Source organism: Flavicella sp., assembly GCF_037132785.1.
GTDB lineage: Bacteria > Bacteroidota > Bacteroidia > Flavobacteriales > Flavobacteriaceae > Flavicella.
In genome coordinates this window covers 1-15,632 of the sequence record NZ_JBAHZZ010000079.1, presented here as the reverse complement: position 1 = coordinate 15,632, position 15,632 = coordinate 1, and the positions used below count along the sequence as shown (strand labels likewise).

Sequence of the window (15,632 nt, the reverse complement as noted above, 5' to 3'; positions counted from 1 at the left end):
TACTTTGATGAATTTTGTTTTAGAATTAATAGGTCACAATACAAAGAATCCATTTTTCATAAAACAATTCTTAGAATGGTACTACAAAAACCTAAATATCAAAAAAATATAAAACAGACACTAGGCGTGTAACTCAGAAATTATTTTCCAATAATTATAGTTGTACTGTAATTATTGAGCAATCTAAAAATAAACTTTAATCTAATCTCTTAATATTTGTTAATATTTTCTAACTTTTTATTAAACTTTATGTTTATTGGTATCGGGAGGTAAATTTTCGATCAATAACACTAGAACTTCGATAAAGAGCCTGATAATATTATTGTAGATAATTATATTGATTTTGTGTCTGTATTTACTTTTATTACACGAATTGACGTATATATTATTTATTTATCTACAGTCTTCAGTTATTGGTCGAAAATTTGATATTTTTGTATTCATAACCATATAGTTTTATACAATTAATTAAAACAATTCATTTAATGGATACTCAACCAATAAAGTATAGTGAAGCAGGTAAGTTTGAAGAAACTCGTTTTGAAAAGATTCATAATGTAATTTTTGACTCGTCATATCAAGCCTCAATAATTGTAGCCCAAGAAATTGCAAATCTAATTAAGAAAAAAGAATTATTAAATTCTCCCTGTGTATTAGGGCTGTCTACAGGGTCTTCTCCTGTTAAAGTGTATGAAGAATTAGTTAGAATGCATAAAGAAGATGGGTTAAGTTTTTCTAATGTTGTAACTTTTAATTTAGATGAATATTATCCAATGAATAAAAACAACCTTCAAAGTTATTTTTATTTTATGCATGAACATCTTTTTAAACATGTAGATATATTACCTGAAAACATTAATATCCCTAATGGAGATGTTAGTAGTGAAGGATTACAGGAATATTGCATTGAGTACGATAGAAAAATACAAGAATTAGGAGGGATAGATTTACAACTTTTAGGAATAGGTAGAACAGGACATATCGGTTTTAATGAGCCTGGATCTCATTTCAATTCTAGGACTAGAAGTATTACTTTAGATCATATTACTAGAGTGGATGCAGCATCGTCGTTTTTAGGCTTAGACAATGTGCCAAGGAAAGCTATTACTATGGGGCTTGGTACAGTTCATGCCGCTAAAAGAATTATATTATTAGGTTGGGGAATCAGTAAAGCTTCCATTTTAAAAGAAACTGTTGAAGGTGAAATTAGTTCTTTTGTTCCAGCTACATGTTTGCAAGAGCATGGTAATACCACGTTTATTCTTGATAAAGAAGCCTCTTCAGAATTAACTAGGGTAAAAACACCATGGTTAGTTACTTCTTGTACATGGACAGAAACACTTAAGTTAAAAGCCGTTGTTTGGTTGAGTGAATTAACGAATAGACCATTTCTTAAGCTAACAGATAAAGATTATAATAATAATGGTATGTCTGATTTATTGATAGAAGAAGGTTCGGCATATAATTTAAACATTAAAATGTTTAATAAATTACAACATACTATTACAGGATGGCCTGGAGGAAAACCAAATGCGGACGATAAATACAGACCAGAACGCTCTAACCCAGAACGAAAAAGAGTGATTCTTTTTAGTCCACATCCAGATGATGATGTTATTTCTATGGGGGGAACTTTTGATAGATTGGTTCAACAAGGTCATGATGTACATATAGCATACCAAACTTCTGGAAATATTGCTGTATCAGACGAAGAAACTTTAAAGTTTGCTGAGATAGCGAAAGCGTTAAATTCAAATGGGGCAAATGAGATAATAGAGAGTTTGAAAACTAAAACGGGTAATGAAGTAGATGCTTTAGAAATTAGAAAATTAAAAGGTTTAATTAGACGAAGTGAATCACTTGCTGCAACTCGATACCTTGGATTAGCAGATAGCAATGTTCATTTTTTAGATCTTCCTTTTTATGAAACTGGTACGGTTCGTAAAAATAATTTATCTCAAAAAGATATTGATATAATATCTAATTTAATCGAAGAAGTAAAGCCTCACCAAATATATGCAGCAGGAGATTTAGCGGACCCTCATGGCACACATAAAGTTTGTCTAGATGCTATATTCGCTTCTTTAGAAGAGTTAAAGCATAAAGATTATATGAGTGGCTGTTGGGTTTGGTTATACCGTGGAGCATGGCATGAGTGGGAACCTTATGAGATTGAAATGGCTGTACCAATGAGTCCAGATCAAGTTTTAAAAAAGAGACATGCTATTTTTTGTCATCAATCACAAAAAGATGGTGTAATGTTTCAAGGAGAAGATGATAGAGAGTTTTGGGTAAGAGTTGAAGATAGAAATAGGTTAACTGCTAAAAAATATAATGATTTAGGTTTGGCGGATTACGCTGCTATTGAGGCCTTTAAACGGTATTTTTTTTAAAAAAATAGCTTAGGGAATGTATGTCTTATATTGAAGAATTTAATATTTTATGTTTTACTTCTTCAATATAAGACCTTCCTATTACATATCTAAGTCCTTCAATTTCTACACTATTACCTTCGACGGCTTCAATTTTATTGATAGCTATCGTATAAGACCTGTGTATTCTTATAAAATCACTGGAAGGTAATAAGTTTGTAAAATCAGATAGAGTACTGTGAATAATATACCTACCTGTCGTTGTGTTTATTTTTAAATAATCTTTTAGTGATTCTACAGTTAGAATTTCATCTAAAAAAATCTTTTTCATCTTCTTTTTGTCAATTTTAACAAAAATATAAGGACGATTTTGGGAGTTAGAACTAAGATCTTCATTGTTTTTAATTCTCCTGTTTATTTTATTAAGTGCTTTCATAAATCTAGGAAACTCTATTGGCTTTATTAAGTAATCAAGTACGTCTAGCTCATAAGTTTCTAAGGCAAATTGATCGTGTGCACTTGTAATTATTAATAAAGGAGGGTTTTCTAAGCTTTTAATAAAATTTATACCATTTAAAACAGGCATATTAATATCTATAAATATAACATCTACTGAATTACTTTTTAAAAAGTTCAATGCGTATATGGCATTATTAAACGTTTCAGAAATTTCAAAATCATCTATTTGTTGTAAATAGTTTTTGATAATATTGATTGCTAAAGGTTCATCATCAATAATTAGGCATTTTATTTTCATGATACTTTTATTTTAAGCTTCACAACAAACAAATCGTTGTTGTTTACGATAACTAATTTATAATCTTTTTTATTGTACCCTAAAGCAAGGCGTTTTTTTACGTTTTCTAGACCTATTCCGCTAGAGCGGTCAAAAAGGTCTGTATGTGCTGTTATTTTTGGCATTGGGTTTGAAATCGTAAAATAAAGAAAATTATTTTTAATTGTGAAATCTAAATCAATTTTAACTTTTCCAATGTTTTTATTTGCTCCATGTTTAAAGGCGTTTTCTATAAATGTTAATAATAGAATTGGAGCTATTTTTTTTTCTTCTAGATCTCCAGAAATAGACATGTTTACTTCTAGACCATTATTATGACGAATGCGTTCTAACTCCAAATAATTTTGGATGCATAAAATCTCTTTTTCTAAAGATTGTTTCTTGTTTTTTGTTTCATAAAGGAGATAGCGCATTAACTCCGACAATTTTAATATAATTTTAGGTGTATTTTTAGATTGTTGAATAGCTAAAGAATAGATGTTATTTAGGGTGTTAAAGAAAAAATGAGGAGAAATTTGAGTTTTTAAAAAGAGTAGTTCGGTTTTCAATTGCGTTTTTTCAAGATTGGCTACACGTTGATGCTCTTTTAAGAAGTCTAATGTTGTTTTAATAGCGGTTGTAAATGTAATGACATAAAGTTCGCCAAACATCATTTCGATGGTGTAATCAACAGTCATTTCGCTAACATGTAGAGGTCCTTCAGGCCAAACGTTTGTGCTGACCAAGTAGTATGTTAAATTAAATTTAACAAATACCATTATAAATATTGCGGATAGTATTAAAAATATAAATGAGATATACTTTTTCTTAAAAGCTAATTTAGGTAATAGAATATAAATAGTTAAATAACATAAAACCATATGTATAGGGAAACCTAATAGGTTCGTTATAAACGAATACATATAAGGTGATTCTTTAACTCCATTAAAATAACTTCCCCATCTAAAAAAGTTTAGAAAAAAATATAAGAGCCAAAAAAGTATATGATGATTTAAAGATACTGGATGTAATTGTTTAGAATTAAAATTCATTTACAAATGATTTGTTTTGTGGTTTTTTGATGTTTAGCTTTGTTCAGCAGTTGTCTGTCTAAATTAATTTTAAGAGTCGTTAAATTTATGATAATTTATACAATCAACCTTATATATTATAATTATGAAGAACATTTTATTACTTTTTTGGCTTGGGGCTTTTGCTTTTGGTTGCAGTAAAAGTACTGATAAAAATATTACTAATTCAAAATCATTAATTAGTTTTGTAGATCCTTTTATTGGTACTGGTGGACATGGACATACATATCCAGGAGCAACAGTTCCTTTTGGAATGTTGCAGGTGAGTCCTGTAAATGGGATTAGTAAATGGGATTGGTGCTCAGGTTATCATTATTCAGACTCTATTGTTATTGGTTTTAGCCATTTAAGCTTAAGTGGTACTGGTATTGGTGATTTGGCTGATGTCTTGTTTATGCCAGTTAATAAAGAAGTAGACCTTAGTAGTACAAGCAGTTCTCGAGATTCATTAACTTATACATCTACTTATAGTCATAAAAACGAAAAAGCCTCTCCTGGTTATTATCAAGTTTTTCTTGAAGATCACAATGTAAATGTAGAATTAACGTCATCATTACGAACGGCATTTCATAAATATACGTTTCATGAAAATGAAACGCAATCGGTAATTGTTAATTTAGGTTTTGGTATCAATTGGGATAAAGCAACAAATACAGCTTTACAAATTGAAGATGAATTTACGATTTCGGGTCACCGTTTTAGTACGGGTTGGGCAAAAAATCAAAAAGTCTTTTTTGTCGCTAAGTTTTCAAAAGCAATAGATAAAGCAAATTTAGTTAGTGATAAAAATGACGTTAGTGCTGACGCAGCTAAAGGAGTAAAAACTGCTGCTCAGTTATTTTTCAAGAACAATGCTAGTAACGAGTTGTTAATAAGAGTTGCTCTGTCTTCTGTAAGTATTGAAAACGCAAAAGAGAATTTAGATAATGGCGATTTTGAAACGGTAAAAAAACAAGCAGAAAAAACGTGGGAAGAGGCTCTGTCTAAAATTAAAGTAGAAACTCAAGTTGACTCACTTAAAACAATTTTTTATACCGCCATGTATCACGCACAAGTTGCACCCGTTACTTTTAGCGATAAAAACGGACAGTTTAGAAAAGAAAACGATAGCATTGTTGTTGCTGAGGGATATACTGCATATTCAACTCTTTCTCTTTGGGATACTTTTAGAGCAGAACAGCCACTATTAACATTGGTCGCGCCAGATAAAGTTTCGGACATTATAAATTCTATGTTGGAGTATTATAAAACCAAAAACATACTTCCTGTTTGGACACTTTATGGAAATGAAACAAATACCATGACTGGTTATCACTCTGTATCTGTAATTGTTGAGGCTTATTTAAAAGGAATTAAAGGCTTTAATGTAGAAAAGGCTTATCATGCGATGAAGACTACGATGATGCAAGATGAACGTGGATTAGACCTTTATAAAAAGCACGGTTATATTCCCTATAATTTGTTAGACGAATCCGTTACGATTACACTAGAATATGCCTATAATGATTGGTGTGTGTCACAAATGGCTAAAGCTTTAGGGAAAGAAGATGATTATAAGTTCTTTTTGAATCGTTCTAAAGCTTATCAATATTTATTTGATGCAGAAACTGGTTTTATGAGAGGGAAAACAGAAGACGGTAAGTCTTGGAATGAACCTTTTGATCCAAAATATTCTAACCATAGATTACATACTGATTATACCGAAGGTAATGCTTGGCAACATAGTTGGTTTGTTCCTCATGATGTTGAAAAATTAGCCTCACTTCATGGAGGAAACGAGGTTTTTACAAATCGGCTAGAGCAATTGTTTACTGAAAGTTCTGAAATTACAGGGACTAATGTTTCAGCAGATATTACTGGATTAATTGGGCAATACGCACATGGTAACGAACCAAGTCATCATATCGCTTATATGTTTAACGATGCTAATAAACCTTGGCGTACACAATATTGGACACGTCATATAATGGATACTCAGTACAACACAACTCCAAATGGATTGAGTGGTAATGAAGACTGTGGTCAAATGAGCGCATGGTATGTGTTGAGTTCGGTTGGTTTATATCCTATGAATCCCGCTTCAACAATGTATGAAATTGGAAGTCCTATTTTTGAAAAATCAATAATTTATATTTCAGAAGATAAAGCGTTTGTTATTGAAGCAGAAAAAGTGTCTTCAAAAAACATTTATATACAATCAGCTTTACTTAATGGCAAGCCGTTTAATCAAACGTCTATTTCACATAAAACACTATTAAAAGGTGGTATACTTCATTTTGTAATGGGTGACTTGCCTAACAAATCATGGGGAATTAATAGAAACAAACAAAACTAATGGATATTATAGATGTTTCAATAATAATACTATATATAGTATTTACCTTAGGAGTCGGTATTTGGGCTTCTAAGCGTGCTTCAAAAGGTTTAGATTCTTATTTCTTAGGAGGTAAAAGTATAAAGTGGTATTACCTCGGTTTAAGTAATGGATCTGGAATGTTTGATGTTTCAGGAACTGCTTGGATGGTAGGTCTGCTTTTCCTTTATGGAGCAAAGAGCTTTATGTTTATGTGGATGTGGCCCGTGTGGAACCAAATTTTTATTATGGTCTTTTTGGCTATTTGGATTAGACGTTCAAATATAATGACAGGATCAGAGTGGATTCTAACCCGTTTTGGTGATGATAAAGCAGGAAGAGCCTCTCACCTAATCGTTGCAATATTTGCCGTAATTGCCTCTATAGGTTTTATAGCTTATTTTTTCGAAGGTGTCGGAAAGTTTATGACGATTATCCTTCCTTGGGACGCAACATTCATGTTAAACGATGTATTATTACTTACATCTAGTCAGAGTTATGCTTTGTTAATTATATTTTTAACTACTATTTACACAATTAAAGGAGGTATGTTTTCTGTGGTAGCTACAGAAGTATTACAATATGGTATCATGGTAATCTCTGGGATTTTAATTGCAATCTATGCCTTTGTTACTGTATCAGAAGTTGAAATTAATACTATTATTTCTACAGAATGGAGTAATATTTTCTTTGGCACTACATTAGAAGGGTCTTGGACAGGACAGTTTACTGCTTTCAACGAACTGATCGATACTCAGGGATATAAGATGTTTGGCGCATTTATTGGAATGTGTTTGTTTAAAGGTTTTTTCGCTAGTATTGCAGGACCTACACCAAGTTATGATATGCAAAGAATTTTATCGACGAGATCTGTTAAAGAAGCAGCATATATGAGTGGTTTTACCAATTTAGTTTTATTTATCCCTAGGTATTTACTTATTTCAGGAATTGTAATATTAGCGTTGATCTATTTAGGTCCAGAAATGGCAGCTTCTAGTACTTTAAATTTAGGGGATTTAGAAATTATTTTACCTAATGTCATTAATAATCATGTTCCTGTGGGAATAAAAGGTCTATTACTGGCTGGGCTTTTAGCGGCATTTATGTCTACTTTTTCAGCATTTGTTAATTCGGGACCAGCCTATATTGTCAATGATATTTATAAGAAGTATTTTAAACCAGAGGCAGAACCAAAACACTATATAAAGGCCAGTCATTTAGCTTCTATAATTCTCGTGATTCTTGGGGTGATTATGGGCTTTTTTGCAAATTCTATTAATGCGATAACTTTATGGATTACAAGTGCCTTATATGGCGGCTATGTAGCATCCAATTTTTTAAAATGGATTTGGTGGAGGTTTAATGGTTGGGGCTATTTCTGGGGGATGACTTCTGGGTTAGTAGTTGCTACATTACAGTTTTTATTAGATCAAAGCAAAGATGGTTTTGAGCAGGGGTCTTTTTTATATGACTTATCACACTTGTCGGTTATTTATGTTTTCCCTATCATTTTTACCGTCTCTTTATTAGGGTCGTTTTTAGGCACATTTTTAACACCTGCAACAAGTATGAAAACATTAAAAGAGTTTTATTTTAATGTACGTCCATGGGGCTTTTGGAGTCCTGTTTATAATGAGCTTAAAATTGAAGATAATAAGATGACAAAAAACAATAATTTTTGGGCAGATATGGGAAATTGTTTCATCGGTATTATTTGGCAATCTAGTATGATTTTATTACCGATTTATTTTATGATTCGGGATTACCCTAAAACAGGAGTGACTTTATTGGTGTTTATAATTACTACGATAATTTTAAAATTTACTTGGTTAGATAAGGTTACAAAAATTAAAGACTAAAGACATTAAAAAGAAAATTCTTAAAGCAGATAAAAATAATGAATAATATACCTTGGCAAGAAAAACCCGCTGATTGTAACGATGTGATGTGGAGATATGCTGAAAATCCAATAATAAACCGTTATGATATACCATCGTCTAATAGTATTTTTAACAGTGCCGTAGTGCCTTTTAAAGATGGGTTTGCAGGTGTGTTTAGGTGCGATAATAAAGCGGTTCAAATGAATATTTTTGCTGGTTTTAGTAAAGATGGGATTCATTGGGATATTGAACATAAGCCTATAGAAATGAAATTTGGAAATACCAGTATGATTGATTCTGATTATAAATACGATCCAAGGGTTGTTTTTATTGAAGATCGATATTGGATTACCTGGTGCAACGGTTACCATGGACCAACGATTGGTATTGGATATACTTTCGATTTTAAAGAGTTTTTTCAATGTGAAAATGCATTTTTACCATTTAATAGAAATGGAGTTTTATTTCCTCAAAAAATTAATGGGAAATACGCGATGTTAAGTAGACCTAGTGATAATGGACACACTCCCTTTGGAGATATATACATAAGCTATAGTCCAGATATGAAATATTGGGGTGAACATCGTTGCGTTATGAAGGCTACAAATTTTGAAGATAGTGCGTGGCAATGTACAAAAATAGGAGCGGGACCAATACCTATATTAACAGAGGAGGGATGGCTTATGATTTATCATGGTGTAATAAATACCTGTAATGGATTTAGATATGCTATGGGATCTGCTCTTTTAGATGAAAACGAACCTGATAAAGTTAAATACAGAACACAGCCTTATTTATTGGGACCAGCAAAAAATTATGAACAGATTGGTGATGTTCCTAATGTGGTTTTCCCATGTGCAGCATTGCATGATGTAAAAGAAGATAAATTAGCTGTATATTATGGAGCGGCTGATACAGTTGTTGCAATGGCTTTTGGTAAACTTAGTGAGGTTATAGAATTTACAAAAAATAATAGTTTATAAGATTTGAAGTTGATGGGTTTATATATTAAATTTTTAACCATAGCTATTTATGGTTTTACGGTTTTGAGTCATGCACAACTAAAAAATATTGTGCCTAAAAGTTATATCGCTTATAAAACTCAACAGGCTATAAATATTGATGGAGAAGATTCGGATCCTTCGTGGAATAAAGTAGAATGGTCTGAATTATTTATTGATATCGAAGGGGTGAAACAACCCAAATACAAGACCCAAGTAAAAATGCTTTGGGATGATTCTTATTATTATATTTTAGCTAAATTAGAAGAACCTCATGTGTGGGCAAATTTAACAAAAAGAGATGCCATCATTTTTCACAATAATGATTTCGAGATTTTTATTGATCCTGATGGTGATTCTCATAATTATTATGAGATAGAAATTAATGCTTTAAATACCGTTTGGGATTTGTTTATTAGCCAGCCTTATAGAGACAATAATGTTGTTTTAAACGATTGGAATATTGTAGGCTTAAAGTCGGCAGTAAAAGTTAATGGAACTATTAATAATGCTGAGGATATTGACAAAGGGTGGGTTTTAGAAATAGCGATTCCTTGGTCAGCATTTAAAACCGGATATTTTCATAAAAATGTACCCAGTGATAAATTTTGGCGTGTAAACTTTTCAAGAGTTAATTGGGATTTTCAACTTGAAAACGGAAAGTATTCTAGGAAAAAAGATAAGAACGGTAAACTGTTACACGAGTATAATTGGGTATGGTCACCCATGGGAGTTGTAAATATGCACGAACCCGAGAAATGGGGCTATGTTTATTTTTCTTCTAAACAAGCAGGTAGTAAAGATGATTTTATAATTTCTAATGATGAAAAATTGAAATGGAAGTTGTTTGAAATTTACAGGAGTCAAAAAACATATTTTGCTCAAAATAAGATCTGGGCTACATCTCTTAAAGATTTAAATGCAACTGTTATCAAAATAGATAGCAAAACAATAAAACCAATACTTGAAAATCATAGTCAAGGATGGAATATTATAGTAAAAAGTCCATTCTCGGGAAAATATTTGATTATTAGAGAAGACAGTAAATTAACAATTAACTAATATAATATGAAAATAAGTAAATTACTTCTTTTAATCCTTTCAATAATTGTAATCTCATGTGGGACTACAGAGGAATCTGACGAATCTAAGGTGGTTGAAATTACAACTACCGAGGGGGAAAAAGATTTTAAGTATTGGAATTGGATTACCGCAGGAAATGAAAAATCAGATGCGACTTATTCTGCGCATTTTGATAAATTAAAGAGTAATGGGATTGATGCGGTTCTTATTAATACAGGGGCAGATCCTAAGTTATTAAGTCGTTTAACTCCAATTGCTATAAAATCTGGATTAGAAGTACACGCATGGATGTTTACCGCAAATAGACCAGGAGATACAATTGCACTACAACATCCAGATTGGTATATGGTTAGTCGTAGTGGAAAGTCGTGTTTTAAAAAAGAAGAAAGACCTTATGTTGGTTATTACCAATGGTTATCGCCGAGTCATCCTGAAGCTAAAAAACATATTTTAAGTTTGATAGAAGGGTTGGCTAAGGTAGAAGGTGTTACAAGTGTTCATTTAGATTATATTAGATATCCTGATGTTTATTTGCCAATTGGTTTATTGCCCAAGTACAATTTAGAGCAAAATGAAGAGTTGCCAGATTACGATTTTGATTATTCAGATGCTAGTGTAAATAAATTCATTGCACTGCACCATAAAGATCCAAGAAAAATGGAAAATCCAGCTATTGATATAGAATGGAAAAACTTTCGTTTAAATGAAATCAAGTCACTTGTGGATGATGCTTATACGGTTGTACATAAACACAATAAAAAATTAAGTGCTGCCGTTTTTCCTTATCCTGAAATGTCAGGTCATATGGTCCGTCAACGTTGGGATAAATGGAATATAGATATGGTATTACCCATGATTTATTATAACTTTTATAATGAGGAGTTAGATTGGATTGGATATGCGACTGCCCAAGGGATAGAAGATTTAGAAGGAAGAACTATTGAGCTACATACAGGTTTATATACGCCTAAATTATCTCCAGAAAATTTAAAGATAGCAATTGAAGAAGCTAAATCAAACGGCGCATCTGGAGTCGCATTTTTTGATGATTATAGTATGACAGAAGAGCAATTTGAAATTATTAAAAACTCAAAAAAATAAATGTCAAATAGAAGAGATTTTATAAAAAAAGCAGCTATTGGAGCCATTGGAATTGGTCATGTTTTGAGTCCTATAAATGCAAATGTTAAAATAAGTAAAGGGTTTGTTACAGCAAAGAAAGCCAATAAACCGCTAATTATTTCTACTTGGAACCATGGTTTAGCAGCAAATAAAGAAGCCTGGGAGCAATTAAAAAAAGGAAGTTCTTCTTTGGATGCGATAGTTTCTGGAGTAGGAATACCGGAAGCTGACCCAAAAGTTAGAAGTGTGGGTTATGGAGGCTTACCAGATAAAGAAGGTAAAGTAACCTTAGATGCTTGTATTATGGACCATAACAGTGATTGTGGTTCGGTCTCTTTTTTACAAGGAATAAAACACCCTATTGCTGTAGCAAAAAAGGTTTTAGAAAATACTCCACATGTAATGTTGTCTGGGAAAGGAGCTTTACAGTTCGCTGTATCGGAAGGTTTTAAAGAGGAAAATCTATTGACATTAGAATCTAGAAAACGCTGGGAAAAATGGTTAGAGAATTCAAAATATCAACCCGTAATAAATAGTGAAAATCACGATACTATAAGTATGCTTGTTCTTGATAAGGAAGGCAATTTATCTGGAGGCTGTACTACAAGTGGAGCAGCTTGGAAAATGCATGGTAGAGTTGGAGATTCTCCTATTATTGGTGCTGGCTTGTTTTTAGACAACGACGTTGGTGCAGCAGCAGCTACAGGTTTGGGTGAAGCTGTAATACGAACTGCGGGGAGTGCTATGGTTGTGGAGTTAATGCGTCAAGGGAAAACGCCTTTTGAAGCATGTAAAGAAATTGTTGAACGTATTTATAACAAACATAAAAATCATAAAGACATGAGTTTTCTTCAGGTTGGTTTTATTGCTGTTAATAAAAAGGGTGATTACGCTGGCTATAGTCTAAAACCTGGATTTAACTATGCTGTTTATGATAGTGAAAACGGAAATCATATGGAAGATTCTGCCTTTAAAATGGTGAAAAAATAAACCATATCTTTTTCTGAGATATATTGAAACACATCATTTATGAAAAGAAGATTTGTAAAAAATGTTCTAATTAATAATGATAAACCTAGATGAAGATATTTAAAACTTGAAGCTGATTTTTTTTAAAAGGAAATGATTTTAAAAAAGTTTAGATTTTTATCGATTAAATTTTAATTACGAGATGATAGCCCCAAATTAGGGTTAATTCTCTGAGGCTAACCTCAAAATAAAAGTAAGTACCCTAATTAATATCTTGTATAGACTTAGACCTAAGTAGAGTTTATTAAATATAAAACATATGACGAAAAATAAATTTTTAATAGTTGCGCTTTTGGCCTGCCATTGTATTAGTAATGCTCAAGAGTTTACTAGTTATGTAAATCCATTTATAGGAACCTCAAACTTCGGAGCTACCAATCCTGGAGCCATTGCTCCTAGAGGTATGGTTAGTGTATCACCGTTTAATGTTTCTGGAAAACAAAATATTTTAGAAAAAGATAGCAGATGGTTGTCAAACCCCTATGTACATGAAAACACATTTTTAACTGGTTTTTCACATGTAAATTTAAGTGGTGTTGGATGTCCAGACTTAGGTGTCATTTTATTTATGCCAACTACAGGGAAGGTAGAAACAAATCATTTATTATACGGGAGTACATATACCGATGAAATTGCAAAACCAGGTTATTATAGCACAAATTTAGATAGATACAATATTAAAGTAGAAACCACTGCTACAACACGTACTGGTGTGTCTAAATATACTTTTCCTAAAGGGGAGTCTAACATATTATTAAATTTAGGTTTGGGATTGACAAATGAGCAGGGAGCTTCGATAAAAATAGTTTCTTCAACTGAAATTGAGGGAATGAGAACCGTTGGTTCATTTTGTTATTATAAACCAGAAGAAGCATATCCAGTTTATTTTGTTGCCAAATTTAGTGAGCCTGCTGATGACTTTGGTGTTTGGAAAAAAATGAATATTTATCACGGAATTGAAGGTAAATGGATGCCATATAATGGGAAAACTAGATTAAAAAAAAGATTTAGAAAAGAAGTTGTAGGAGATTCTATAGGGAGCTACTTTAAGTATCATTTTGATAAAACAACACAAGTTGAAATAAAAGTTGGTGTCTCTTATGTAAGTATTGAAAATGCAAGAGAAAATTTAGAGAAAGAAACAGAAAATTTATCTTTCGAAGATATTTATAAAAAAACATCTTTAGAATGGAATACTCTTTTGTCAAAAATTAAAGTAGAAGGCGGAACTAAAGATGATAAAACTATTTTTTATACTGCCTTGTATCATACATTAATTCATCCAAATACCTTAAATGATTATAATGGAGAATATCCTAGTATGGCGACTCGTGAAACCTTAAAGACCTCTGAAACTCGTTTTACCGTGTTTTCTTTTTGGGACACCTATAGAAATTTACATTCGTTAATGTCGTTAGTATACCCTAAACAACAATCCAATATGGTTAAGAGTATGCTAAATATATATGACGAGAGTGGCTGGTTGCCAAAATGGGAGCTTAATGCTACGGAAACAACTACGATGGTTGGAGATCCTGCTGGAATTGTGTTGGCTGACACGTATTTAAAAGGTATTAGGGATTTTGATATAGACAAAGCTTATGAAGCTATGGTTAAAAGTGCTAGTCAATTAGACAATAATCCATTGCGTCCTGGTATTAAAGAATATATTTCTACAGGATATTTGACTACAAAAAATTCTGGTTCTGTATCTACAACTCAAGAGTATAATATTAGTGATTTTTCCATCGCGCTTTTAGCGAAAGAATTAGGGAAAAAAGAAGACTATAAGCGGTTTTCAAAGCGATCTATATCATATAGAAATTTTTTCGATAAAAAATTAAAATTACTTAGACCTAAAAAAGACGCTCAGACATGGTATACTCCTTTTGATCCTTTAGCAGGTGATAACTTTACTAAAAACATTGGGTTTATAGAGGGTAATTCCTGGCAATATACTTTTATGGTAACCCATGATACAAAAGGGTTAATTAAGCTTATGGGTGGTAAAAATAGTTTTGCCAATCAGTTACAAAAAGTATTTGATGAAGATCATTTTGACATGGCAAATGAACCAGATATTGGGTATCCTTTTTTGTTTAATTATGTGAAAGGTAAAGAATGGAAAACTCAGAAATTGGTAAAAGAATTGGTTCGGGAATATTTTAAAAATACACCCGATGGTTTGCCCGGTAACGACGATACAGGAACTATGTCTGCTTGGTTAGTATATAGTATGATGGGTATATATCCTATCTCTCCAGGAGAGCCGTCTTACACAATTACAGCCCCTATGTTCGATAAAATTACCGTTGAATTAGATTCTAGGTATTACAAAGGCAAAACACTTGTAATTACCAAGGAAGGGGATAAGGATGGTTTTATAAGGAAGATTCAGCTGAATAATAATACTCACAAAGGTTATTTTATTGAGCATTCAGATTTAGTCAATGGAGCAAAATTAAATATAATTTTGGAAAATTAACGATTCCTATTATATTAATCTTGTATTCAAGACCTTAACGCAACAAACGTTAATTTCTAAATAGTATTCAAATATACATTTTTCAAATAATAATTTCCTTTAAAGGTGCTAAAATAATTTTGATAGCAATAGGTGTGGCTGCCGCTAGGGCTCATTTTAAAGTTGTTCGATTTTAAATTCTCAGTATGGAGAGAAAAACAGAACAACTTTAAAACGTAAAATCAGGGTTTATTTAATGATATTCCAAAGTCATTTCTTCTTCTGGTATTTTGTAATTCAACACTTTACGTGGTCTATTATTCAATTTATCTTGTGCTGTTTTAAGTTGGATTTCAGTGATTTCATTAAAGTCTGTTCCTTTTGGAAAAAACCTTCTGATTAAACCATTTGTATTTTCATTTGTGCCACGTTCCCAAGATGAGTATGGATGGGCAAAGTAAA

At 31.9% G+C, this 15,632-nt stretch carries 11 protein-coding genes and 1 pseudogene; 9 read left to right on the top strand and 3 right to left on the bottom strand.

Annotation, left to right across the window (positions count from 1 at the left end):
• Together V5787_RS05205 and nagB are read left to right on the top strand one after the other, a co-directional pair.
• Positions 1–132: pseudogene (locus V5787_RS05205) on the top strand (IS1595 family transposase); the annotation flags it as partial.
• A 353-nt stretch (positions 133–485) separates the two neighbouring features.
• Entirely contained in the window at positions 486–2,393 is a 1,908-nt protein-coding gene (nagB, locus tag V5787_RS05200) for a glucosamine-6-phosphate deaminase (RefSeq protein WP_336892207.1), read from the top strand.
• Positions 2,394–2,418: 25 nt separating this feature from the next.
• Here nagB and V5787_RS05195 read toward each other — a convergent pair whose 3' ends face one another.
• Positions 2,419–3,129: a response regulator transcription factor gene (locus tag V5787_RS05195; RefSeq protein WP_336892206.1), complete on the bottom strand. Its 711-nt coding sequence runs from the start codon at positions 3,127–3,129 to the stop codon at positions 2,419–2,421.
• On the bottom strand, positions 3,126–4,199 hold the full coding sequence (locus tag V5787_RS05190; protein ID WP_336892205.1) for a sensor histidine kinase: 1,074 nt from the start codon (positions 4,197–4,199) through the stop codon (positions 3,126–3,128). The genes V5787_RS05195 and V5787_RS05190 overlap by 4 nt, the downstream gene beginning before the upstream one ends.
• Before the next feature lie 124 nt (positions 4,200–4,323).
• Between V5787_RS05190 and V5787_RS05185 the strand changes: the two genes are divergently transcribed.
• From V5787_RS05185 to V5787_RS05155, 7 genes are all read left to right on the top strand, one after another.
• The gene (locus V5787_RS05185; RefSeq protein WP_336892204.1) at positions 4,324–6,573 is read left to right on the top strand and encodes a GH92 family glycosyl hydrolase; all 2,250 of its coding nucleotides are present in this window, start codon (positions 4,324–4,326) and stop codon (positions 6,571–6,573) included.
• Entirely contained in the window at positions 6,573–8,450 is a 1,878-nt protein-coding gene (locus tag V5787_RS05180) for a sodium:solute symporter family protein (RefSeq protein ID WP_336892203.1), read from the top strand. Before V5787_RS05185 ends, V5787_RS05180 begins: the two co-directional genes overlap by 1 nt.
• A gap of 38 nt (positions 8,451–8,488) precedes the next feature.
• On the top strand, positions 8,489–9,454 hold the full coding sequence (locus V5787_RS05175; protein WP_336892202.1) for a glycoside hydrolase family 130 protein: 966 nt from the start codon (positions 8,489–8,491) through the stop codon (positions 9,452–9,454).
• A 12-nt stretch (positions 9,455–9,466) separates the two neighbouring features.
• Positions 9,467–10,534, top strand: a complete 1,068-nt coding sequence (locus tag V5787_RS05170) for a carbohydrate-binding family 9-like protein (protein WP_336892201.1) — start codon at positions 9,467–9,469, stop codon at positions 10,532–10,534.
• A 6-nt stretch (positions 10,535–10,540) separates the two neighbouring features.
• On the top strand, positions 10,541–11,656 hold the full coding sequence (locus V5787_RS05165) for a putative glycoside hydrolase (protein WP_336892200.1): 1,116 nt from the start codon (positions 10,541–10,543) through the stop codon (positions 11,654–11,656).
• Positions 11,657–12,667: a N(4)-(beta-N-acetylglucosaminyl)-L-asparaginase gene (locus tag V5787_RS05160; protein WP_336892199.1), complete on the top strand. Its 1,011-nt coding sequence runs from the start codon at positions 11,657–11,659 to the stop codon at positions 12,665–12,667.
• A 298-nt stretch (positions 12,668–12,965) separates the two neighbouring features.
• Complete coding sequence (locus V5787_RS05155) at positions 12,966–15,191, top strand: GH92 family glycosyl hydrolase (RefSeq protein ID WP_336892198.1); 2,226 nt, start codon at positions 12,966–12,968, stop codon at positions 15,189–15,191.
• A gap of 232 nt (positions 15,192–15,423) precedes the next feature.
• Here the strand turns inward: V5787_RS05155 and V5787_RS05150 are convergent.
• Positions 15,424–15,632, bottom strand: a 209-nt coding sequence (locus V5787_RS05150) for an IS30 family transposase (RefSeq protein WP_336892197.1), incomplete at its 5' end; no start/stop codon positions are given.

Bases quoted from the DNA above. Each gene is read 5' to 3' on its own strand.
- nagB (WP_336892207.1), top strand. From the start codon at position 486: ATGGATACTCAACCAATAAAGTATAGTGAAGCAGGTAAGTTTGAAGAA.
- V5787_RS05195 (WP_336892206.1), bottom strand. From the start codon at position 3,129: ATGAAAATAAAATGCCTAATTATTGATGATGAACCTTTAGCAATCAAT.
- V5787_RS05190 (WP_336892205.1), bottom strand. From the start codon at position 4,199: ATGAATTTTAATTCTAAACAATTACATCCAGTATCTTTAAATCATCAT.
- V5787_RS05185 (WP_336892204.1), top strand. From the start codon at position 4,324: ATGAAGAACATTTTATTACTTTTTTGGCTTGGGGCTTTTGCTTTTGGT.
- V5787_RS05180 (WP_336892203.1), top strand. From the start codon at position 6,573: ATGGATATTATAGATGTTTCAATAATAATACTATATATAGTATTTACC.
- V5787_RS05175 (WP_336892202.1), top strand. From the start codon at position 8,489: ATGAATAATATACCTTGGCAAGAAAAACCCGCTGATTGTAACGATGTG.
- V5787_RS05170 (WP_336892201.1), top strand. From the start codon at position 9,467: ATGGGTTTATATATTAAATTTTTAACCATAGCTATTTATGGTTTTACG.
- V5787_RS05165 (WP_336892200.1), top strand. From the start codon at position 10,541: ATGAAAATAAGTAAATTACTTCTTTTAATCCTTTCAATAATTGTAATC.
- V5787_RS05160 (WP_336892199.1), top strand. From the start codon at position 11,657: ATGTCAAATAGAAGAGATTTTATAAAAAAAGCAGCTATTGGAGCCATT.
- V5787_RS05155 (WP_336892198.1), top strand. From the start codon at position 12,966: ATGACGAAAAATAAATTTTTAATAGTTGCGCTTTTGGCCTGCCATTGT.